Genomic DNA, 22,054 nt, shown 5'->3' on the forward strand with positions numbered 1-22,054 from the left:
GATGCGGCCGTCGTTGACGACGGCGACCCGGTCGGAGATGCTCATCGCCTCCTCCTGGTCGTGCGTCACGGAGATGGCGGTGACGCCCGCCTCCTTGATGATGTCGCGGACCTCCTCGCGCATCGCCACCCGGAGGTCGACGTCGAGGTTCGAGAACGGTTCGTCGAGGAGCAGGATTTCGGGTTCGGGCGCGAGCGACCGCGCGAGGGCGACGCGCTGCTGCTGTCCCCCAGAGAGTTCGTCCGGGTACGAGTCGGCCTGCGCCTCTAGCCCCACGAGGTCGAGGAGGTCGCTCACGCGCCGGTCCGTCTCCGCCTGTGAGAGGTCCTGGAGGCCGAACGCGACGTTCTCGGCGGCCGTCAGGTGGGGGAAGAGCGCGAACTCCTGGAAGACGACGCCGACGCCGCGCTCCTCGGGCGCGACGAACGACCCCTCGCCCGAGACGGGGTCACCGTTGAGTCGGATGGCGCCGCTGTCCGGGCGGTCCAGCCCGGCGATGAGTCGGAGGGTGGTGGTCTTGCCACAGCCCGACGGGCCGAGCAACGTGAGTATCTCGCCCTCCGTGACGGAGAGCGAGAGGCCCTCGATGACTGGTTCCGAGCCGTAGCGCTTCGAGAGGTTCTCGAGCTGCAGGACGGGGGTGTCCGTTCCCACCCCCGACGTCTGCTGTGCGTTCGGCTCCGTCCGTCCATCACCGTCTGTATTCGAGAGTACACTATCTGACATCGTATCCCTCCTGTGAGAGGATGACAAGCATCGACAGCCCCGACACGCCGAGGAGGATGAGCGCGGGGATGGCGGCCTGACCGAAGTATCCGGCCGCGTAGGCGGTCCAGATGTGGACGACGAGCGTCTTGAACCCCGACGGCCTGAGCAGGAGCGTGGCCGGGAGTTCCTTCATCGTCGTCAGGAAGACGAGCGCCGCCCCGCCAAGGAGGCCGGGTGCGACGAGCGGGAGCGTCACGGCGCGGAAGGCGCCGACCGGGGTCCGTCCGAGCGTCCGCGCCGCCTCGGGGAGCGCGGGGTCGACCCGCAGGAACGACGCCCGGAGCGACCCCACGGCCTGCGGGAGGAAGCGGACGACGTACGCGAACACCAGGAGGAACGTCGTCTGGTAGATGGGCGTCGCCACCGTCGTCCCGAGGAAGACGAGCGCCAGTCCGAGGACGACGCCGGGAACGGCGTAGCCGACGTACGTCGCGCGCTCGGCGAGCATGCCGATGGAGGAGTCGCGCTTCGCCGCGAGATACGCCACCGGGAGGCCGGCGAGCGTCGCCACGAGCGCCGCGGCCGCGGAGACTCCCACCGAGTTCAGCGCGTACTCGGCGCGGAATGCGAGGCCCCGACCGACGGCCGTCGTGTCGCCGAGCCACGTGACCAGGATTCCCAGCGGCACCACGAGCGCCAGTCCCGCCACCCCTGCACAGAGGAGCACCGCCGGGACTTTCCACCGGCCCAGCGGCACCACGTCGCCCGAGCGGCCGCCGGCCGCCGTCCGCTCGTTCCCGCTCACCTTCGACTCCAGCGCGAGGATGAACACCGTCAGCCCCACCAACTGGAGCGAGAGCAGGGTCGCCGTGTCGCGGCCGAAGGCGTTGAACTCCACGTAGATGACGCGAGTGAACGCGTCGAACTGCATGATCGCGGGGGTCCCGAAGTCCGAGAGCGTGTACAGCGCCACGAGCAGCGCACCCGCGGCGACCGCCGGGCGGATGTGTGGGAGAGTGACGTGTCGGAACGCCTCGCGCCGGTCGTGCCGCAGGGTGCGCGCGGCGTCGATGAGCGTCGTGTCCAGCGACTTCAGCGCCGCACGCGTCGTGATGTACACGTACGGGTAGGTGTACAGTGTGAGGACCAGCACGGCGCCGTGGAAGCCGTAAATCTCGGGCAGCGACTCCACACCGACCGGCTCGAGGAAGCGCTGGAACGCCCCTCTGGGACCGAACGCCGAGACGAACGCGAACGCGCCGATGTAGCTCGGAATCACCAGCGGCAGCGAGACGGCGACGGTCCAGAAGCGCGCGAACGGGAGGTCCGTCCGGACGGTGAGGTACGCGAGCGGCACGCCGAGGAGAATCGACGCCGCCGTCACCCCGGCGACGAGGAGCGCGCTGTTGACGAACACCTCGAGCGTCGTGGGGCGCGTGAGGAGCGACACGGCCTCGCTCGCGCCGACGCCGAGCGCCGTCCGGAAGAGCCAGACCAGGGGCAAGAGCACGGCTGCCGCCACGCCCGCTGCGGCCACCGTGAGGCCGAGCGGGAGCGGTTCGTCGGCCGTCTCCCGCGTGGTTCCCTGGTCCGTCGCCATCTGTGGTCGTCCCCGGCCTCTACAGCACCCCGACGTCCCGGAGCAGTCGGACGGTGCCTTGGAGGTCCGAGAGTTGTGTCAGGTCTAACCCCTCGGGGGGATTCAATTCGTCGATACTCGGTAGCTCGCCGATGGGGTCGACGCCGGGGACGAGCGGATACTCGAAGGTCGTCCGGGCGAAGTAGTCCTGCGCCTCTGCCGAGAGCAGGTGGCGGACGAAGTTCGACGCGAGCGTCTGGTCAGCGGCGGTGTCGAGGACGAGGGCGCCGGCGACGTTGAAGATGGCTCCAGCGTCACCCTCCGTGAACGCCGTCGAGATGGGGGCGTTCGGTCGGCCAGCGAGGACTCGCTGGATGTAGTAGTGGTTCGCGAAGCCGGCGTTGATTTCGCCGTCGGCGACGGCCTGCGAGACGAGGAACTCGTCGGAGAACTCCTCGACGCCGAGTTCCTGCATCCCGTTGAGCCACGCCCGTGTCTCCTCCTCGCCGTTGAGGACCCGCATCGCGGTGATGAACGCCTGGAACGACGAGTAGGTCGGTGCCCACCCGATGGAGCCCTCGAACGCCTCCGTGTCGGGGAACGCGAAGATGTCGTCGGGGACGTCGTCGTCCGAGAGCGCGTTCGTGTTGTACGGGATGGTCCGGGCCCGCCCGGAGGTGCCGACCCACTGGCCGTCGGGGTCGTGGAACTCCGCGCGGACCATGTCGAGCACTTCCTGAGGGAGTTCGACGGTCCGTCCGGCGTCCTTCAGCGCGCCGAGCGCCCCGGCGTTCACCGAGAAGAAGACGTCGGCCGGGGAGTTCTGCCCCTCGGTCTGAATCTGGTTCACGAGGTCCGCCGCCGCGTTGTAGCGGGGTCGAACGGTGAAGTCGGGGTAGAGGTCCTCGATGTAGCTGATGAGTTCGCCGACGAGGGCCTCGCCACGCCCCGAGTAGAGGGTGAGTTCGCCCGAGAGGTCGGGCATCTCGGCCATCGAGACCCCCCCGGAGATGTCCCGGTCCCCGAACGGGGACCGGCCGGAGCCAATCTGTCCGACGGCAGCGTCACCGCCGTCGCCGCCACCGCCGCCGCCGCCACCGTCACCGCCGGTACTCTCGGTCGCGGTGCCGTCTCCACTATCGCCGCCCTGTCCGCCGCACCCCGCGACCGACGCAACGCCGACAGCCGAGGCGACTGCGAGGAACTGACGCCGACTACGACCCTGATACGAATCGTCGCTCATACGTTGATTTAGGCCTGCCTAAAACCTAAATACCTACCGGTTCTCCCCGTTGGTCCGTCAGTCGTCGGCCGGGGCCGGCTGGGGGTCGACCGGTGCCAGCGCGTCGAGACAGTCGAGCCAGTCCTGCATGTACTCGCCGCAGTGGGTGAGGAAGGCCCCGTTGTTCAGGTCGGAGAAGTCGCCGTCTGCGAGGCGGTCGGCCATCGCGCGGAACGCCTCGGCGTACGAGTCCGCGCCGGCACCGACCTCGTCGACGTACTCCCAGAGGTGTTCGTTCAGCTCCAGCCCCGGCACCTCGTTGTTCAGGTCGTCGAACGTCGGTCGGGGGGCCTTGTTGTGCTCACAGAGCGGGAAGCCCGAGAGCACGTCGTGGCCCATGAGGTCGGCGGCGCGCTTCAGGAAGACGCCCGACCAGATGTCGTCGAAGCGGCCGACGTCCCACGCGTTGTCGTCCATCGGTAGCTGGTAGAACGCGGGGACGACCTCACGGCGGAACGCGAGGTTCATCGAGCACACCGTGAGGTACTGGCCGGGGTCGGCGACGAAGTCACCGGTGAAGTGGTCCCTGGTCGTCCGGGTCTGCGCCTGTCCCTGCAGGTCGCCGTCCATCAGGATGCGGACGGCGTCGAGGTCAGGGACGTTGGTCCACAGCCCCTGCGAGGCGACGACGTGGTCGACCTCCCCGACACTCGTCTCGACCGTCTCGTCCATCGCGGCGTACGGATACCCGCGGGGGTAGAGGCCGTGGTCGTCGAACGCCTGGTACAGCACGTTCACCCAGCGCTCGTCCGACCGGACCGACTCGACCTCACCCTCGAACGCGAGGTTCGCCATGTGACGGCCGAAGAAGTCCCACTCGTCGTGTGGGAGGGTGTCGTCGTCGATGAAGATGCCGTACTCGAAGTCGTTCGCCCACAGGTACAGCAGCCCGAAACTCGTCTGGGCGTGGCTCGCCGCCGGGACGAGATGTGAGAACTCGGAGACGCCGTGGGTCTCGAACCACGCCTCGCGTCGGCTCCCGTCGAACACTTCACCGGCGACTCCGAGGTCGGACAGCATCTCGCGCATCGCGTCGCTGTCGCAGAAGTCCTCCGTCACGAGTACGAAGAAGAGGCGGTCGGTATCGAACCCGTGTGACCGGGCGTTCTCGACGTAGTCCCGGACGCACTCGTACTCGCGGATGGTCGGCACGACGACACAGATGTCTCGGCTCATACTCGCAACGTTTTAGGCTGGCCTAAAATACTTGTTGAAACGCGTGCGTACGGGCACGGCCGGCGAACGTCGGGTCCGCCCCGCCCCCACGGCGACGCGAGAACTCCCCGTAGGAGGCCCCTACCGCCGTTACGACCGCACACCTACACCGGTGGCAGACGAGTCCGGTTCGATGAACGTCCTCTCGCTCCCGATTCGCGTCGCTACGAAGACGGCCCACGACGGACCGCGTGCGACGGCCGACGCGGCCGAACGTTCCTCGCGAACCACCTGACCCGGGCGCGGAACGTCCTCGCTTACCGGGTCCGGGCAGCGCGCGGGGAACGGAGCGTCGTCCACGACGGCGTCCGCCTCCGGGTCGACCACCCGCACTTCGACACGCAGATCCGGTCGTGGCTCGTCCGCGACCCGCGAGGCGAACGGCGCGCAGTTCCTCGTCCACCCCGCGGCGTACGCCCCGGTCGGTGACCTCGTCACGTTCTACCACCAGGAGCGGTTCACCCGGAACTTCATCCGGGCCGAACGCTCTACACTCGACGCCGACAGCGTCCCGGCCGTGTCGCTCGTCGACCTCTGTGAGACGTACGCTCTCGGCCGAATCGCTCTCGTCGCCGACGTCGAGGGGGCCGAGTACGACCTGCTCGACCACGAGGGAGCGGTCCTCCGCGACTACGTCGACCTGCTCGTCGTCGAGTTCCACGCGATGGGCGAGCGGACGGCCGCGACGGGCGTCGCGCGACTCGCCGTCCTCGGCTTCGAACTCGTCGACCGGGACAGCGACGTCTACGTGTTCGAGAACCCACTCGGTGGTACCCCCGGCGGGACGTCCTCGCGTCAGGGCTGAGCGTCCAGCGTCGCGCGTTCGTCGCTCGCGAGTTTGAAGCGGGCGACGACGGCGTGCAGACGGTCGCTCCGTTCGGAGAGTTCGACGGCCGTCTCGGCCACCGTGTCGGTCGCTCGCGACTGCTCGTCGATACCCGCCGATATCTGTTGGACCGAGGCACTCGTCTCCTGGGCGAGCGTCGTCGTCTCCTCGACGACGCTCGAGACTTGTTCGGTGTCGTGGGCCTGAGTCTCGACAGCGTCCGCGATCTCGACCAGCCCCTCGGTAGTGACCGCCGCGTGTTCGTTGATAGCTTCGAGCGTCTCGACCGTCTCCTCGACGGCGTCCGCGCCGACGTCGACCTGTTCGTTCGCCGCACGGATGCTCTCGACGACGTCACTGGTCTGCGTCTGAATCTCCTCGACGATGTCCGCGATGTCTTCGGCGGACTCCTGAGACTCTGTCGCGAGCGACTTCACCTCCTCGGCCACGACGGCGAAGCCGTCTCCGGCCGCTCCCGCGCGGGCGGCCTCGATGTTGGCGTTGAGCGCCAGCAGGTTCGTCTGGTCCGCGATGTCGTTAATCACCTCCACGATGTCTGTCACCCGCGACATTCGCGTCTCAAGTGAGTCCATCTCGGTCGCAACCCGTGCGGCCGCGTCGGTCGCGTCTCGGATGCGCGAGAGCGCCTCGTCGACGTCTTCGACCCCCGCTTCGGAGAGCCGGGTCGTCTCCTCCGCGCGGTCACGAATCTCCTGTGTCGAGGCCGTGATCTCTTCGATGGACGCGGAGAGGTCGTCGACGGTCGAACGCGTCCGGTCGGCGTTCTCCGCCAGTCGCTCCGCTCCCTCGGCCACCTCGGAACTCGAAGCGTCGATCTCTTCGACCGAACTGCTGACCTCTTCACTGGTGGCACTCATCGACTCGCTGGTCTCGGCGAGGTCCGCGGCGAGGTCCGCCGCCTCGTCGACGACCTCGCGGATGTTGTCGGAGGCAGTGCGGAGCCCGTCGGCCATCTCCTCGAACTCCCGGTGGACCGACGCTAGAGAGTCGAAGTCCTCCGTCGGCTCCGGGACGCTCGGCTCGACGGTGAGGTCTCCCGCGGCGAGTCGCTCGATCTTCTCTTTGAGATCGTCGATGACGACTCGCTGGTAGGCCTCCAGTGCCGCGGCTTCGTCAGTGGGTTGTCCGTCGCCGTGTTCGCTCTCAGTGGGGGCGTTCGCTTGGGGACTGTCTGAACTCATTCTCACGCGAGACTACGTGGCCGTGGACTCCTGTATCCGCGACCGGATTTGTGACCGGGTTTCTCTCAACGATGATAACGCTCCGCCGACGTCCCATCGAACGCGACACTGACTCCCGCGAGGCGTCTCGTCTTCACTCGGTCAACGACTCCAGCAGGCGCACGGCCGTGTCCTTCGCGAGGGGTTCGTTCGCGTTCCCACAGTGGGGCGACTGCACGCAGGCCGGACAGCCGTCGTGACAGGAGCAGGTGTCTATCAGCCGCGCGGTCCGCGCCATGAGTTCCTCCACCGACTCGTAGCCGCTCTCGGTTAGCCCGACGCCGCCGGGGTGGCCGTCGTAAATGAATACCGTCGAGCGGTCGGTGTGTGGGTGGTACGGCGTCGACAGGCCGCCGATGTCCGCGCGGTCACAGAGCAGGTGGAGGGGGAACAGCGATATCATCCCGTGTTCGGCGGCGTGGATGCCGCCGTTGAACCCCGTCTCGCCGCCGAGTTCGCGCATCTCCTCCTCGACGTCGAGGGGGACGGTGAAGTACAGCGCGTTCGTCCGGAGGGTCGTCTCGGGGAGGTCGAGCGACTCTCTCCCCAGCGTCGTCCCGCGACGGGCGTCGCGCCGTTCGTAGCCGGTAATCTGCTTCCGCATCGTTATCTCGGCGAACCGGACCTCCGTGTCGGGCCGGGCCGTAAGCGGTTTCGACGTGACGTCGCGCTCGACCGTGACCTGCTTGTCGTGGAGGACGCGCGTGTAGTAGTCCGCCCACGTCCGTTCGAGCGTGGCGACGTCCCGGTCGAGGTCCAGGTCGGCCACTTCGTACGTCGTCCCCTGGTGGTGATAGACGGCACCGGGGTGAGCGTCGCGGAGGGCGTCGTCGAACGCGAGGGACGCGACCACGTCGTTCGACCGGGCGTCCAGCAGGTCGACCTCCCGGTCGGCGACCGTCCGGAGACTCATCTCGTGCTGTGGGCTCCCGTCGACCGCGTGCATCCACCGCATCCCCTGGGGGGTCTGTCGCCGCTCTAGCCGTCCTTCGTCGGTCAGGTCGGCGACGACGTCGGGGAACGACTCGCCGAACACCGCGCTGTCCTCGGGCGAGAGCCACCGTTCGGCGGCGGCACACGCCACGTGGTCGGGGAGCAGGTAGTCGTTCTCGGGGTCCGTCACCGCCTTCTCGGGGTCGCCGTCGAAGAAGTCCCCGGGCGAACTCATCAGGTACTGGTCGAGTTGGTCCTCGCCGCCGACGAGGACGACGAGCGCGGGGTCGTGGCCGCGACCCGCCCGCCCGGCGCGCTGGTGGGTCGACATCCGGGTGCCGGGGTAGCCGTCGAGCACCACCGCGTCGAGGCCGCCGACGTCGACGCCCACTTCGAGGGCGTTCGTCGACCAGACGCCCCGGAGGTCCCCGGCGTGGAGGTCAGCCTCGAGACTCCGCCGGCGGTCGTGGGTGAGTGCGGCCTGGTACGCCGCCACCTTCCCGGCGAGGTCGTACTCGCCGCGTTCGCGCAGCGCGGAGGCCGTCTCGGTGGCGTACCGCTCCGCCGTCTGCCGCGCCCGGGTGAACGCGAGCGTCTGGTACCCCTTCGCGACGAGGTCGACGACGAGGTTCTTCGTCTCGACGTGCGACGACCGCCGTCGACGTCCCGTCGACGAGGTCGACTCGTCGCGACTCGACCGCCGTCGGCCGCTCCCCCCCTCGCCCTCGTATTCGGGGGGGTTCCAGAACAGCCAGTGGCGCGGCCCGGTGCCCGACGTGTCCGTGTCGACGAGGTCGTACGTCTCCGCGGCCTGGCCGGTCACCCGCGCGGCGTGTTCGACCGGGTTCCCGATGGTCGCCGAACAGCAGACGAACTGCGGGGTCGACCCGAACTGCTCGCAGGTCCGCGCGAGGCGACGGAGGACGAGGGCGACGTGGCTCCCGAAGACGCCGCGGTACTGGTGGACCTCGTCGACGACGACGAGTTCCAGTGAGGAGAAGAACCACTCCCACAGGCGGCCGGCGTGTGGGAGCAGTGCGTAGTGGACCATGTCGGGGTTCGAGAGGAGGAAGGTGGGCATCCGGTCGCGGACCGCCCGCTTCTCCGACTTCGAGAGCCGCCCCGTGTACTGGTCGACCGACACCCGCGAACCGAAGCCGAGTCCGTGCGCGAGGTCCGAGAGCGTCTCGGTCTGGTCGGCGACGAGCGCGTTCTGCGGGCCGAGGTAGAGGGTCCGTCCCCCGTGGTCCATCGCCCGCTCGAACGCCGGGACGGTGTACGCGAGACTCTTCCCCGAGGCGGTCTGAGTCGCGAGGACGACGTTCCGACCGTCACGAACGGCTTCGACTGCCCGCGCCTGGTGGTCGTACAGCCGGTCGATGCCCTGCTTCGAGAGCGCCGACTCGAGTCGAGACTCCAGGTCGATGTCGGTGAAGGAGGGGTCGCGGCCGGGGACGCGTCGGTGCTCGCAGATCTGTCCTTGGTAGGAGGGGCGACTCCGGAGCCACTCGACGATGTCGTCCACGCCTCCTCTGAGGAGGCGCCGGTCCTAACGGTTTGGGTCGTCGGGTGTGTGGCGACGTGAGCCACCCGACGAGACGCGTCGGAAGTGACCGGTGCCAGCAGGGTTTTTTCCACCTCGCCCCTAGCGGGCGCATGACGCAGTCGCAGTACGACGCGGTACTCGTGTACGACGGCGAGTGTCCCTACTGCTCCGTCGCGGCGCGAGCGCTCCGCCGTCTTCGCGCCATCGGAGCCGTCTCGTGGTACGACGAGGAGGCGCAGGCTCTCCTCGAAGCGCAGTTCGGTGAGACGCCGTTCTCGATGGTCCTCGTCGACCGTCGGCGGAATCGCGTCTACGCCGGTCGCTCCGCCGCGGAGGAACTGGCCGAACGCGCCGGGACCCCCGGCATCGTCAGTTCGCTCGTCCGCGACCGGTACGACGACCTCGCCCGGGCCGTCGGCGCCGCCAGCGGCCGGGGCCGCGACCCGGACGACTACCACGACGTCTACCCGCTGGCCGAGGACGCGGCGGCGCTGTTCGACGACCTCGCCGCCCGGGCAGTCGACGAAGCCGAGGCGGTCACGCGAACGTGAGACCGTGACCGAGAACGACGACTCGACGCCCAGCGTCGTTCGGTACGGGCCCGACGACAGCCTCACGGACGTCGTCGACGACCCGGGAAGCGGCGGGACGTACGTGCTCGTCTTCGAACTCGGCGCTCCCGTCAGCGTCGACGTCGGGGCGCTCGGGTCCTGTGCCTTCCCTGCGGGCGACTACGCGTACGTGGGGAGCGCGTTCGGCGCGGGAGGGTTCGGCCGTGCCGAACGCCACCGGCGGAAGCTCGGCGGGGAGGGCGACACCGTCCACTGGCACGTCGACGCCCTCACGACCCACCCCGAGACCTCGTTCGTCGCCGCCCTCCTCGTGCCCGGACGGGCCGTCGAGTGCACAGTCGCGCGGGAACTCCCCCCGGGGACGTACGACGGTTTCGGCTCGTCGGACTGCGACTGTCGGTCTCACCTCTCCCGAGTCGCACGTACGTCGGTCGAACGAGCGGTCCTGACGGCCGTCGACACCGCAGGCTCCGCGTGACGGTGTGGGTTCGACGTCAAGAGAAGGGAGGTCCCCGTAAGATGTCTCTCCCCCCATCGAATGCGACGGCGTGGGCATCGCCGCCACGTTCGGGACTGCCGACCGCTCGGACGTTCCCGTCCGTCCGGAAGCCGGGTGGTTCCGGTAGTCGGCGCGTCAGAGGCACCCCGGCACCTAGCAGTACCGGACGCACCGACTTTACTTCACCTCTTGTGCGTCCGGTCAAGGGGTGAACACCTCTATTAGAAGCTATCGCTTTGTTAAATACGATAAGTCCGTGCGTTCCCCAGGGACGAACTGATAACCGAGAAATAGGTCGTCGCCGCGGGTCGAGCGAGAGAGGCACGCTCAGGTCCCGAGGTACAGTTCCGCGACTTCCTCGGAGTCCAGGAGCTCCGCCCCCGTCCCCTCCATCCGGGACTCACCCATGTCGAGGACGATACCGCGGTCGGACTCTTCGAGGGCGCGCCGGGCGTTCTGCTCGACCATCAGGATAGACGTCCCCGAGTCGTTGATTTCGGCGATTTTCTCGAACATGTCGTCGACGAGGCTCGGCGCCAGCCCGGCGGAGGGTTCGTCGAGGATGAGGAGGTCCGGGTCGAGCATCAGCCCGGCCCCCATCGCGACCATCTGCTGCTGCCCGCCGGAGAGGTTCCCGACGAGGGTGTTCGGCCGGTCCTCCAGTTCGGGGAACCGCTCGTACACCGCCTGGACGCGCTCTTCGAAGACGGCATCGTCGTCGAGCGACCACCCGCCCATCTTCAGGTTCTCCCGGACGGTGAGTTTGTCGAACACGTTCTCGGTCTGCGGGACGAAGCAGATGCCGTGGTCGATGGCCTCCTCGGCCGAGAGGTCGGTGACGTCCTCGCCCTGGAAGCGGACCGTCCCCTCGCGGACGCGGAGCAGGCCGACGATGGTCTTCAGGAACGTCGACTTCCCGGCCCCGTTCGGGCCGATGATGGTCACCATCTCGCCCTCCTCCATCTCGAGGCTGGCACCGTCGACGATGATAGCGTCGCCGTAGCCGCTCACGAGGTTCTTCGCTTCGAGGAACATCACACCTCCCCCCCGAAGTACGCCTCGAGGAGGTCCTCGTCGTTCTGGACCACCTCGGGCGGACCGCTCGTGAGCACCCGTCCCTGGTGCATGCCGATGACCTTGTCCGAGATGTTCATGATCATGTCGACGTCGTGCTCGACGATGAGGACGGTCAGCCCGTCGGCTTTGAGTTCGTGGATCATGTCGATTATTTCGTCGGTGAGGCTGGGGTTGACCCCTGCCATCGGTTCGTCCAGGAGGAGGACGTCCGGGTCCGCCATCAGGGCCCGGCCGAGTTCGAGCAGTTTGCGCTGTCCCCCCGAGAGGTTCCCGGCGTACTCGTCGCGCAGGTCCCAGAGTTCGAGATGCTTCAGGAGGCGTTCGGCCCGGTCGGCGATTTCGGCCTCGCGGTCCGACGCGGTCCCCGCCAGCGCGTGGACGACCTTCTCGCCACGGTGGTCCTGCCCGCCGAGGTGCATGTTCTGTCGCACCTTCATCCCGGTGAGTTCGCGCGTAATCTGGAACGTCCGGACCATTCCGCGCTTCGACCGTTCCTCGGGAGAGGTGTCGACGACGTTCTCCCCGCGGAGGTAGACGTCGCCGTCGTCGGCCTCGTAGAAGCCGGTGACGAGGTTGAACGTCGTCGACTTGCCCGCGCCGTTCGGGCCGATGAGGCCGACGACGGTTCCCTTCTCCACCTCGAACGAGGCGCCGTCGACGGCGACCAGGCCGCCGAACGTCTTCTTCAGCCCCTCGACGCGGAGGATGGGGCCGGCGCTCATCGCGTCGCCTCCCCGAACAGCCCGTCCGGTCGCGTCAGCAGGCCGACCACGAGGAGCGCGAGGCCGACGAGCGGCTTGTACTCCGAGGGGATGACGACGACGCTCAGTTCCTGCGTGAGGCCGATGGCGTAGCCGCCGACGACGGCACCGACCGGGTCGCCGATGCCACCCAGGATGACGGCGGCGAAGATGGGGATGAGCGTGAGAAAGCCCATCGTGGGGCGGAGCTGTGCGTCGAGTCCGAGCATCACGCCGGCGATGGCGGCGATGACGCCGCCGACGACCCAGACGTACAGCACCAGCCGTTCGGTGTCGACGCCGCGGATGCGTGCGAGGTCCGTGTCGTTCGACGCCGCCCGCATCGCGATGCCGATGTCGGTCTTCCGCAGGAGGCCGAACGTCAGAGCCAGCACGACCAGACTGAGGACGACGATGGCCACCTGGTCCGGGAGTATCTGGACGCCGAAGTACGACGGCGCCTGTTCGATAGGGACGTCGAACCGCTTCGACCCGCTCCCCCAGACGACCCGGATGACGTTCCGGAGCACGAACGAGAGGCCGATAGAGACCACCAGCAGGACGATGGCCGACCGGTCCCGGAAGTGCTGGAACACGGCCTTGTCGAGGGCGACGGCGATGGGACCCATCGCCACGATGGCGAGTGCACCAGAGGCGGCGATGGGCAACCCCACCTGGGTGTTCAGCCCGAACGCGATGAATGCCCCGAGAGCCATGTACTCGCCGTAGGCGATGTTGATGAAGTCGAGTATGCCGAAGATGAGCGTCAGCCCCAGCGCACCCAGCGCGATGAGGCTCCCGGTGACGAGGCCGAACCAGACGAACTGGACGTCGAACGCCGCCATCTACTCTCCCTCCATCGACTGGCCCGCAGCCAATCGCTCTCTGTCGCCGAACAGTCCCTGGGGACGGTAGTACAGCACCACGATGAGTGCGATGCCGATGACGATGAGCCGGATGAACGGGAGGTCGCCGCTGAACGGGACGTCGCTCGGGATGAACCGCGTGACCTGACGGATGCCGACGATGAAGACGGTCCCCGCGATGGCGCCGACGTAACTCCCTGCCCCGCCGATGATGACTGCCGCCCAGACGCTGAACGTCAGCGCCGGGAGGAACTGCGTCGGCGTGATGGCGAAGAAGAAGTGTGCCCACATCGCGCCCGCGAGGCCCGCGACGCCGGCCCCGAGGCCGAACGACTTGAGTTTGAACACCGAGGTTCGCTTTCCGAGCGCCCGCGGCACGTCCTCGTCCTCGCGGATGGCGTGGAGGACGCGGCCGAACGGACTGCGCGAGAGTCGGGTGAACGTCGCGAGACACACGCCCAGGACGACGAGTCCGACGGCGAGGTAGAAGAGGTCGTAGCCGACGATGAACCCCCCGAGCGGGAGGGGGAACGCGCCCGACATCGGCCGCGGAATCTCGTTGATGCCCTGCGCACCCGCCGTCAGCCACGACTCGTTCGTGATGACGAGGCGGATGAACTCCGCCGAACTCAGCGTCACCATCGCGAGGTAGTCGCCCTCGAGCCGGACGCTGGTGAGCGCGATGACGACGCCGACGAGCGCCGCCAGCACGGTGGCGACCACCACTCCCACGACGACCGGCAGGTCGAAGCCGACGACGCGTTCGGCGAGCAACCCGCTCCCGGTCGGGGTGGTGAGGATGGCCGACGTGTACGCGCCGACGCCGAAGAAGCCGGCGTGCGCGAAGTTGAGCAGGCCCGTGTCGCCCCAGTGCATGTTCATTCCAACGGCGAGCAGCGAGTAGATGACGAGGATGATGCCGATCGTCACCAGGAGCGTCGCGTACGCCATCAGGTCTCTCCTCCGTGTCGTGTTCGGTGTCTGTCCGTCCGTCGCTGAATCATCATTGGTGGAATCATCTGTCTACGGTGATGAGGTGCCGCTGTGCGGCGGCGAGTCGGCTGCCCGGCGGACAGCCACCGAGACCGGCCGTCGTCGGCCGTTACTCGGCGAGTTCGTCGGCGGAGTAGGTGATGACCTCCGACCACTCTCCGTCCTGCGCTTTCAGAGCGGCGAACGGTCCGAGGGGGTCGCCGGTGTCGTCGAAGTTCTGCGGGTTCGAGGCGCCCTGGTAGTCGATCTCCCCGCCGTTCGCCAGCACTTCCTTCCCCGCGGCGAAGTTGCTCACCTTCTCACCCGGCGGGTTGCCGAGGTCGGAGAGGTGGTTCGGGACGGCCTGCCGGTTGGCCTCGCCCTCCTTGACGAACGCGAGCGCGACGAGGTTCATCGCGTCGTAGGCCGCCGCCGAGAACGCCCCCGGCTCCTTGTCGTGCATGCTCTGGTGCTGCTCGGCGAACTGCTCGTACGACGGGCCGGGTGCGGGCGCCTGGCCGACTGCGCCCTCGATGACGTCGGGACCGACCTCCTCGATGAAGTCGGGCGTCAGGACGTCGTTCCCGAGGAGCAGCTGGAAGTCTTCCTTCGCGCCGGCCTCGACGTAGTTCTTGAAGAACAGCGCCGACACCTCGGTCCCGGCCGTCATCGAGACGACCTCGGCACCGGAGTCCTGGAGCTTCTGGACCTCGCTGCGGTAGCTGGACGCCGTCGGGTCGAGCGCCACCTCCGTGAGTACCTCGCCCCCGAGGTTCTGGAAGTACTCGCCGGACGCCTTCGAGAAGCTCTGTGACCCCTTGTCGTTCTTGTACGCCAGCGCCATCTTCCGGTGACCCTCCTCCTGGTAGGCGTACTGGGCCTGACAGCGCGCCCCGATGCTGTCGGAGGGGACCGTCCGCCAGACGTACTCGCCGCCGACGTCGTCGAGCTGGATGGTCCCGGTCATCGGCGAGACGAACGCGAGTCCGGAACTCTGTGCCGGCTCGACGAGGCTCGGCGTCACCGTGCTCGAGGGACCGACCATCGCGGGCACGTCCTGGCTGTCGAGCGTTTTGAAGCCGCTGATGGCGGGCTGTGGCTTCGTCTCGGTGTCCTGCTCGGTTATCTCGATGCTGCTCTCGAGGACCCCGGCCGTGTTCACGCCGCCTTCGCCCTCGAGCGCAGTCTGGATCCCCCGCCGCGAGTTTGGACCGATCCACCCGAGGCCCCCACTGAACGGTGAGAGGTTGCCGACGGTGATGCTGTTCGAGCCGTCACCGTCGGAACTCCCGCTGGTCTCGGTGTCGGTGGACCCACCGGCGCTCCCGCCAGAGCCACTGTCGGACGAGTCGCCGCCGGAACTGGTATCCGTAGACCCGCTGGAACCGCCCGAACCACCACCCCCGGCACAGCCTGCGAGCCCCGCTGCGCCAGCCAGTCCGAGCACTTTCAGGTACCGTCTCCGATTCACTCCTGCCGCCTCCCTGCCATCTTCTGGCATGGATTTGTGGTATGAATACTGGCACAAATAGGTAACGATGTTCAACGACCATGAAGGATTAGGGGCCGTGCCTCGGCCGACTAAATCACAGAATAATATGCCTGTTTTTTCGTGTGAATACGTAAATACGTCGATAAACGCGTTCTAATACCCTTATAGCTCTACGGACCTATCGCACGAATTAGTGTTCAGGTCGACCCACGGCTGTGAATATCCAACACGACTCGTGAGAGACAGCCTTTTCGCTCGTGGTTACTGGAAATACACACGTGTGAATTGGAGTGTTCACACGTACGAACAGGTTTATATCCTCGGCGTCGGCTACTCGAACCATGCCCGGCGACGGTCGAGAACGGAACGAACACGGTCAGTTCGCGGACCGGATTCCCGCAGAAGAGGCGATGCGGGTCTTCGAGTCGCGGGACGACCCCGCACGTCCGCTGACGGCCGGCGACATCGCCGACGCGCTCGACTGTTCGCGACGGACGGCTCACAACAAACTCGGCGAACTCACCGAGCGCGGCCTGTTGCGGACGCGGAAGGTCGGTGCCCGGAGTCGCGTCTGGTGGACCCCACTCGATGCGGCGTCACAGCGCGGCGAGGACGGCGGCCGGCGGAGCGCCGCCACGGACGCGGCGTACGAGGTGGAACTGCCCGGGTCGGGAGACATCCTCGAACGCCGCCGAGAGGCACTCCTCGCGGCGTACGACTACCTGAGCAGCCACCCGCAGGCGAAGAAGGCGGACTTCCTCCGCGACGTCTACCCCGACCACAGCGCGGAGTTCGAGTCCGCGGAGGGGTGGTGGAACGCCATCCAGCCGGCCCTGCGCGAGATGCCTGGCGTCGACCCACCGAAGGAACGTGGGCACATCTGGCACTACCTCGGCGGCTGACGCGGCGGACGGAGACGGAGGGATTTATCATGACGGACTCGTCCCTGACACACGTCGTCGACATCTGACGGAGTAGCTGGAATGGATTCAGAACGCGACACACCCGACGCCGGAGACGACGAGGAGTTCGACGTCTACGCGTCGGAGGTCGAGGGCAAGCAGTACCGGGGGACGTCGTACATGCCGATGCCGTACGACGATCTCCTGGACGCCCCCGACACGAACGACTACCCCGACCAGGGTGAGGGTGGCGGGTTCAAACTCCTCGACCTCCCACGCGTCCCGAAGCTGAGTCACGTCGTCGGCCCGTCGGCCATCATGCTGGGCGCCAGCGTGGGCAGTGGGGAGACGCTCTTCTGGCCCGTCCTGGTCGCCCAGAGCGGGTGGGCGCTCTACTGGGCGTTCTGGATCGGCGTCGTCACACAGTTCTTCGTCAACACGGAGCTCCAGCGGTGGACCATCGCCACGGGCGAGAGCGTCTTCCGCGCGTTCGGCCGCGTCAACCGCTTCTGGCCCCTCTTCTTCCTCCTCGCGGGACTGGTGAGTCTGGGGTGGCCCGGGTGGGCTGCCGGCGCCGCACAGGTCGGCGCGTGGGCGGTCGGGTTCGCCGACTGGAAGCCGCTGGGAATCGGTCTCATGCTCCTCATCTTCCTCTCGTACCAGCTCTCGCCCGTCATGTACAACGTCGTCGAGGGGGCACAGTTCGCCCTCGTCGTCGTCTCCATCCTCGCCGCCGTCGTCCTCGCACTCGTCACCGGCTCCATCGGGCAGCTCTCGAACGTCCCCGCCGGCGCCCTCGCGGTGGGGGCGCTCCCGCCGGGGACCGACATCGCCGTCTTCCTCGGCGGACTGGCGTTCGCCGGCGCCGGGGGGTACCTCAACCTCTCGCAGTCGCTGTGGGTCCGCGAGAAGGGGTACGGGATGGGCAACTACCAGGGGCGACTGAAGAACCCCCTCATCGGGGAGGAGCCGGAGCCCATCCAGCGCGACGGGTTCACCTTCGAGCCCACAGAGGAGAACCTCCGCCGCTGGCGCGGGTGGTGGCGTGTCATCCAACTCGAACACTTCCTGACGTTCGTCGTCGGCCTCCTCATCGTCGCCACGGTGTTGATGACCGTCGCCGCGAAGTTCGCCGCCGGCACCGACGTCACCGGAATCGACATGTGGCTGTCTGTCATCTACCCGCAACTCTCCGGCGTCGGCGCCGTGCTCGTCCCCCTGGTCCTGTTCGTGGCGCTGTTCACCACCGAGTACGCCATCGTCGAGTCGTTCGTCCGGAACAGCGCCGACATCATCTACGAGGCGCACGGCCGGCAGGCCGGGTGGTCGCTGCCGACCATCTTTCTCGTCACCCTCACGGCGTTCACCCTCTGGGGGGTCGTCATCATCCTCCTCCCCTTCGAGCAGCCGTTCTTCCTGCTCGTCGTGGGCGCGGCGATGTCGGGTGTGATGATGTGGCCGTACATCGCGCTCACGCTCGTCATCAACACCACGCGGCTCCCGGTCCACCTCCAGCCCGGGTGGCCACGGGTGGTCGCCATGTGGTGGGCCACCGCCTTCTTCGGCTACTTCAGCACGCTGCTCATCGGGCGGACGCTCGCGGCCGACTTCGGCGTCACCCTCGCACGGACGGACCCGGCCGTCCTGGGGAGCGCCCCCGGGGGGTACGCGCTCTGGGCCGGGTTCGTCCTGGTGCAGGCGTACACGATGGTCCAGACGGTCCGGGCGAAGCGCCGCGCATCCGACGTCGACGAGTCAGTCCGCGAGGCCGCACGCGGGTGGCTGTCGTGACCGACACGGGGCAGACCGGTCTCGACAGAGGGTTCGCCCTCCTGCGCCGACTGCGGTACCCCGTATACCTCGGTGGCCTCGCCGTCGTCGTGGTCGCCTCCACGGCCGCACCGCCGGCGGTTCGACCGCCGCTCGTCGCCCTCGCGCTCTGCGTGATGTGTACGACCTACCTCGCCGAACTCCACGGTCGAGCCGACGGGATGCGTGCGGAGGCGGCCGTCACTGCAGTCGCCGTCGCGGGTGTCGCCGTCGGAGCGTACCTCCTCGCGACGACGAACCGCCTCGGCGGCGCGCTGTTCGTGCTCGGCGGCGTACTCTTCTTCCGCGCCGTGGTGAGGGGGACGGATGACTGACGCGGCCGACGCGGACTCCCCCGAGTCCGACCACCTCCGGGTCCACTACGGGATGTCGGGATCCGTGCCGCTCCGCCTCTTCGAGTTCGTCTTCGAGCCGGCGGGCTGTTACGTCCTCGACTGTGGGGGGTTCACGCCGATGTTCGACCTCGCGCGCGGCAGACACACGCGGCGTGCAGCCCACGTCGACGCCGTCTACCACGACCACGGCCTCGCGGGGTTGCTCGCGAGCGCCGACACCGTGACCTGGTTCGCCTGGGAGCGCGTCGAACGCGTCGTCCTCCACAACGGTGGGCGCTTCACCCGCCCCAAACTGCGTGTCGTGACCGGAGCAGAGACGCCGTCGCCGTCGGTACGGCTCCACGACGTCGACGTGGCGGCGCTCTCGACGGCGCTTGAGCGGTTCGAGGAGCGAGTTCGCGTCGAACGGAGTGCGGGCGCAGGACTGCTCTGACTCACGACCGTGGGTGGCGGACCTCGACCCAGGCGACGTCGGCCTTCGCGTACCGTTCGGTGTCCGTCGCGTCGAAGTCGGGACCGGGGGCGACGACGAATGCGTCGGGTTCGTACCGGACGGCCGCGTCGTCGTGGTGGACCCGCGTTCCCGCTCGCGTCAGGAGGTCGACCGCCCCGCGCTGCACGGGCTGGTCGGCGACGGCCTCCTCCCGTCCCCCTGTGTCGTCGCCCACTGTTCAGGCGACCGCCACGGCCAGCTTCTCGACCGGGTGGGGGGGCTCTTCGCCCTCGTGGTCGCCGAGCTGGGACCGGCAGGAGGCGCCGGGGGCGACCACCGTCTCCCCGGGGCTCGCGTCGACTTGGTCGTAGAGGATGGCGGCGATGGCCTTCGACATCGAGTAGTGCTCGGCCTCGTAGCCGAAGGAGCCAGCCATCCCACAGCAGGTCGAATCCAGCGGGTCGACGTCGTACCCCACCCGGGTGAGGACCGAGACGGTGTGGTGGTCCTTGTTCGTCGACTTCTGGTGACAGTGGCCGTGGTAGGTGAGCAGTTCGTCCCGTTCGCCGAACTCGCGGTCACCGAAGAGGTCGAACGTGTCGACGTACTCCATCACGCCGTAGCTGTTCGCGGCGAACGTCTCCACCTCCGGCCCCGACAGCAGGTCGAGGTAGTCAGACTGGAACATCACGGCGTCGGAGGGCTCGACGACGACGACGTCCCACCCCTCCTCGATTTCGGGGACGAGCGCCTCGACGTTCTGCTCGGCCTCCGCGCGCGCCTTGTCGAGGAACCCCTTCGAGTGAGGCGCTCGCCCGCTGCCGGCGACGTCGTCGGGAATACGCACGTGCACGCCGGCGGCCTCGAGCGCTCTGACCGCCGCCTTCCCCGCCTCGGGGTGGTTGTAGTTGGTGTAGGTGTCGGGGAACAGCAGGGCGCGGTGGACGGCCTCCGACTCGTCGACGGTCGACCCGCCACGCTTCTCGAACCACGCCGCCAGCGATTTGGAGGCGAACGTGGGGAGGGTGCGGTCCGCGGCGATGCCGAGCGTCTTCTCCATCACCCACCCCGACCCGGGGAGCTTCGTCGCGAGGTTCGACAGCGGCGCGAGCGAACTCCCGACGCCGGAGAGCGTGTCGATGTTGGCGAACACCTTGTCCCTGAGGCTGGAGCCGTTGCGCTGGTGGTACTCGTGGGTCACCTCGGCTTTCATCTTCGCCATGTCCACCTCGCTCGGGCAGTCCTTCGTACAGCCCTTACAGCCGATACAGAGGTCGAGCACCTCGTGGACGAACTCGTCGGTGAACACCTCCTCTTCGTCGAAGGCTCCCGACATGGCCTGCCGGAGCATGTTCGCCCGGCCTCTCGTCGACTGAATCTCCTCTTCGGCGGCCCGGAAGGTGGGACACATCACGCCGCCGGTCGTCTCCTGTGGTCCGCGACAGCCCGCACAGCCGTGACAGAGTTCGGCCATGCCCTGGAAGCCGTTGTCGTTGTCCCAGTTCAGTGTCGGGTCGAACCCGGCGTCGAACTCGTAGTCGGGGTCGAACCGGAGGTTGTCGGTCATCTCGTGGTCGCCGCAGACGTTACCGGGGTTGAGCAGCCAGTCGGGGTCGAACGCCGACTTGAGGTCACGGAACACACCCCAGAGGTGGTCGCCGTACAGCTTCCGGTTCCACTGGGTCCGTGCGCGGCCGTCACCGTGTTCGCCCGAGACGCTGCCGCCGTACTTCACGACGAGGTCGGTCACCTCGTCGGCGATGGCCTCGAACGTCTCGACCCCCTCGACGGTCTTGGTGTTGACGAGCGGGCGGATGTGCAACACGCCCGGCCCGGCGTGGGCGTAGTAGCTGGCGAACGTGTCGTGCTCCTCGAGGATCTCCTGGAAGTCCGAGACGTACGCCGGGAGGTTCTCGGCGGGGATGGCGGTGTCCTCGATGTAGGCGATGTGTTTCTCGTCCGTCGTGCGCCCGAGCAGGATGGGGAGGCCGGATTTGCGCATCTTCCAGAACTTCGCCCGCGTCTCCGCGTCGTGAGCCTCCATCGAGGTGACCGCCGTGTGGGCCGTCTCGGTCACGTCTGCGGCTCCCGGGGTGGGGTCGACCTGGCTGTCCCCGTCGGGTACCCGGTCCGCGACGAGGTCGGCCACCTGCTGTCGGCCGTGGTCGTCGTCTTCGGCGTAGAACTCGACCAGGAGGACGGCGTTCGTCCCGTCGGGGAGCAGTCCGACGACGTCGCGGAACTCCGCCGTGTCTCGGGCGAGGTCCAGGAGGACGTCGTCCATCACCTCCACCGCGGCCGGGTCGTGTTCGAGGATGGGCGCGACGTCCTCCATCGCGTCGACGACGCTGTCGTAGGTGAGTAGGGCGACGGAGGCCGTGTTCGGGATGGGTTCCAGCGAGACGGTGGCCTCGGTGACGATGGCGAGCGTCCCCTCACTGCCCGCCAGCAGGCGGGCGAGGTTGACCGTCCCGGGTTCGGAGTCGGGGTCGAGACCGGCGTTGTCGGGCGTCCGTCGTTCCCCCCGCGCCTCGTCGACCAGCATGTCGAGGTTGTACCCCGAGACGTTCCGTTTCAGGTTGGGGTACCGCTTCCGGACCTCGTCGGCCTCCTCGTCGAGGACGCGGACCACCTGCGCGTACACGCGGGGAAGAATCTCGTCGCTGTCGGGGTCCGCCCTGGCGCGGAGTTCGTCGACCGCCATCTCGCCGAACCGCTCGACGCTCCCGTCCGCGAGGACGGCCTCGCACTCTTCGAGGTAGTAGTCCGTCTTGCCGTACTTCAGCGAGTGCGCCCCGGTGGAGTTGTTGCCGATTGCCCCTCCGAGGGCGCTCTTGTCCCCCCACGCGGGGTCGGGGGCGAACTTCAGCCCGTGTGGCTTCAGCTCCCGGTTCAGGTCGCCCAGGCGGGTTCCGGCCTCCGCGCGTGCGGTAGCCCCCTCGGGGTCGACGTCGACGACCGAGTTCATGTGTCGCTGGAAGTCGAGGACGACCGCCTCGTTCACCG

20 protein-coding genes are annotated in these 22,054 nt (G+C 67.9%); 7 read left to right on the top strand and 13 right to left on the bottom strand.

From position 1 onward, the window contains the following. From ACESK5_RS13735 to ACESK5_RS13750, 4 genes are all read right to left on the bottom strand, one after another. Positions 1 to 726, bottom strand: a 726-nt coding sequence (locus ACESK5_RS13735) for an ABC transporter ATP-binding protein (RefSeq protein ID WP_372912149.1), incomplete at its 3' end; no start/stop codon positions are given. Beyond that, a complete protein-coding gene (locus ACESK5_RS13740) occupies positions 716 to 2,308 on the bottom strand; it encodes an ABC transporter permease (RefSeq protein ID WP_372912150.1) in 1,593 nt (530 codons plus the stop codon). The genes ACESK5_RS13740 and ACESK5_RS13735, both read right to left, overlap by 11 nt. A gap of 19 nt (positions 2,309 to 2,327) precedes the next feature. Next, positions 2,328 to 3,530 (bottom strand): extracellular solute-binding protein, encoded by a 1,203-nt coding sequence (locus ACESK5_RS13745; RefSeq protein ID WP_372912151.1) that lies wholly within the window; start codon positions 3,528 to 3,530, stop codon positions 2,328 to 2,330. 57 nt (positions 3,531 to 3,587) lie between these two features. After that, complete coding sequence (locus ACESK5_RS13750; RefSeq protein ID WP_372912152.1) at positions 3,588 to 4,745, bottom strand: alpha-1 4-glucan-protein synthase; 1,158 nt, start codon at positions 4,743 to 4,745, stop codon at positions 3,588 to 3,590. Between the two features lie 556 nt (positions 4,746 to 5,301). Here ACESK5_RS13750 and ACESK5_RS13755 point away from each other — a divergent pair. After that, the gene (locus ACESK5_RS13755) at positions 5,302 to 5,589 is read left to right on the top strand and encodes a hypothetical protein (RefSeq protein ID WP_372912153.1); all 288 of its coding nucleotides are present in this window, start codon (positions 5,302 to 5,304) and stop codon (positions 5,587 to 5,589) included. Here ACESK5_RS13755 and ACESK5_RS13760 read toward each other — a convergent pair. After that, positions 5,580 to 6,812 carry a methyl-accepting chemotaxis protein gene (locus ACESK5_RS13760; RefSeq protein ID WP_372912154.1) on the bottom strand — a complete coding sequence of 411 codons (1,233 nt, stop codon included), beginning with the start codon at positions 6,810 to 6,812 and terminating at the stop codon, positions 5,580 to 5,582. The genes ACESK5_RS13755 and ACESK5_RS13760 overlap by 10 nt on opposite strands. 133 nt (positions 6,813 to 6,945) lie before the next feature. Further along, positions 6,946 to 9,309, bottom strand: a complete 2,364-nt coding sequence (locus ACESK5_RS13765) for a DEAD/DEAH box helicase (RefSeq protein ID WP_372912155.1) — start codon at positions 9,307 to 9,309, stop codon at positions 6,946 to 6,948. Positions 9,310 to 9,440: 131 nt separating this feature from the next. Between ACESK5_RS13765 and ACESK5_RS13770 the strand changes: the two genes are divergently transcribed. Together ACESK5_RS13770 and ACESK5_RS13775 are read left to right on the top strand one after the other, a co-directional pair. Next, on the top strand, positions 9,441 to 9,881 hold the full coding sequence (locus ACESK5_RS13770; RefSeq protein ID WP_372912156.1) for a DCC1-like thiol-disulfide oxidoreductase family protein: 441 nt from the start codon (positions 9,441 to 9,443) through the stop codon (positions 9,879 to 9,881). A gap of 4 nt (positions 9,882 to 9,885) precedes the next feature. Then, the gene (locus tag ACESK5_RS13775) at positions 9,886 to 10,380 is read left to right on the top strand and encodes a DUF123 domain-containing protein (RefSeq protein ID WP_372912157.1); all 495 of its coding nucleotides are present in this window, start codon (positions 9,886 to 9,888) and stop codon (positions 10,378 to 10,380) included. Positions 10,381 to 10,728: 348 nt separating this feature from the next. Here ACESK5_RS13775 and ACESK5_RS13780 read toward each other — a convergent pair whose 3' ends face one another. The 5 genes from ACESK5_RS13780 to ACESK5_RS13800 form a co-directional block, all read right to left on the bottom strand. Beyond that, on the bottom strand, positions 10,729 to 11,439 hold the full coding sequence (locus tag ACESK5_RS13780) for an ABC transporter ATP-binding protein (RefSeq protein WP_372912158.1): 711 nt from the start codon (positions 11,437 to 11,439) through the stop codon (positions 10,729 to 10,731). Beyond that, positions 11,436 to 12,200: an ABC transporter ATP-binding protein gene (locus tag ACESK5_RS13785; protein ID WP_372912159.1), complete on the bottom strand. Its 765-nt coding sequence runs from the start codon at positions 12,198 to 12,200 to the stop codon at positions 11,436 to 11,438. The genes ACESK5_RS13780 and ACESK5_RS13785 overlap by 4 nt, the downstream gene beginning before the upstream one ends. Next, a complete protein-coding gene (locus ACESK5_RS13790; RefSeq protein WP_372912160.1) occupies positions 12,197 to 13,063 on the bottom strand; it encodes a branched-chain amino acid ABC transporter permease in 867 nt (288 codons plus the stop codon). The genes ACESK5_RS13785 and ACESK5_RS13790 overlap by 4 nt, the downstream gene beginning before the upstream one ends. Next, positions 13,064 to 14,035 carry a branched-chain amino acid ABC transporter permease gene (locus ACESK5_RS13795; protein ID WP_372912161.1) on the bottom strand — a complete coding sequence of 324 codons (972 nt, stop codon included), beginning with the start codon at positions 14,033 to 14,035 and terminating at the stop codon, positions 13,064 to 13,066. A 151-nt stretch (positions 14,036 to 14,186) separates the two neighbouring features. Next, a complete protein-coding gene (locus ACESK5_RS13800; protein WP_372912162.1) occupies positions 14,187 to 15,557 on the bottom strand; it encodes an ABC transporter substrate-binding protein in 1,371 nt (456 codons plus the stop codon). A 332-nt stretch (positions 15,558 to 15,889) separates the two neighbouring features. Between ACESK5_RS13800 and ACESK5_RS13805 the strand changes: the two genes are divergently transcribed. The 4 genes from ACESK5_RS13805 (at position 15,890) to ACESK5_RS13820 (ending at position 19,048) form a co-directional block, all read left to right on the top strand. Beyond that, complete coding sequence (locus tag ACESK5_RS13805; RefSeq protein WP_372912163.1) at positions 15,890 to 16,450, top strand: winged helix-turn-helix domain-containing protein; 561 nt, start codon at positions 15,890 to 15,892, stop codon at positions 16,448 to 16,450. Between the two features lie 81 nt (positions 16,451 to 16,531). Beyond that, entirely contained in the window at positions 16,532 to 18,241 is a 1,710-nt protein-coding gene (locus tag ACESK5_RS13810) for an Nramp family divalent metal transporter (RefSeq protein ID WP_372912164.1), read from the top strand. Further along, positions 18,238 to 18,594, top strand: coding sequence for a hypothetical protein (locus tag ACESK5_RS13815; protein WP_372912165.1), 357 nt, complete (start codon positions 18,238 to 18,240; stop codon positions 18,592 to 18,594). Before ACESK5_RS13810 ends, ACESK5_RS13815 begins: the two co-directional genes overlap by 4 nt. Further along, positions 18,587 to 19,048 (top strand): hypothetical protein, encoded by a 462-nt coding sequence (locus ACESK5_RS13820; protein WP_372912166.1) that lies wholly within the window; start codon positions 18,587 to 18,589, stop codon positions 19,046 to 19,048. The genes ACESK5_RS13815 and ACESK5_RS13820 overlap by 8 nt, the downstream gene beginning before the upstream one ends. Before the next feature lies 1 nt (position 19,049). Here ACESK5_RS13820 and ACESK5_RS13825 read toward each other — a convergent pair whose 3' ends face one another. Beyond that, the gene (locus ACESK5_RS13825; protein WP_372912167.1) at positions 19,050 to 19,283 is read right to left on the bottom strand and encodes a hypothetical protein; all 234 of its coding nucleotides are present in this window, start codon (positions 19,281 to 19,283) and stop codon (positions 19,050 to 19,052) included. Positions 19,284 to 19,286: 3 nt separating this feature from the next. After that, positions 19,287 to 22,054, bottom strand: a 2,768-nt coding sequence (locus ACESK5_RS13830) for an FAD-binding and (Fe-S)-binding domain-containing protein (protein WP_372912168.1), incomplete at its 5' end; no start/stop codon positions are given.

Source organism: Salinigranum sp., assembly GCF_041641895.1.
Classification (GTDB): Archaea; Halobacteriota; Halobacteria; order Halobacteriales; family Haloferacaceae; genus Salinigranum.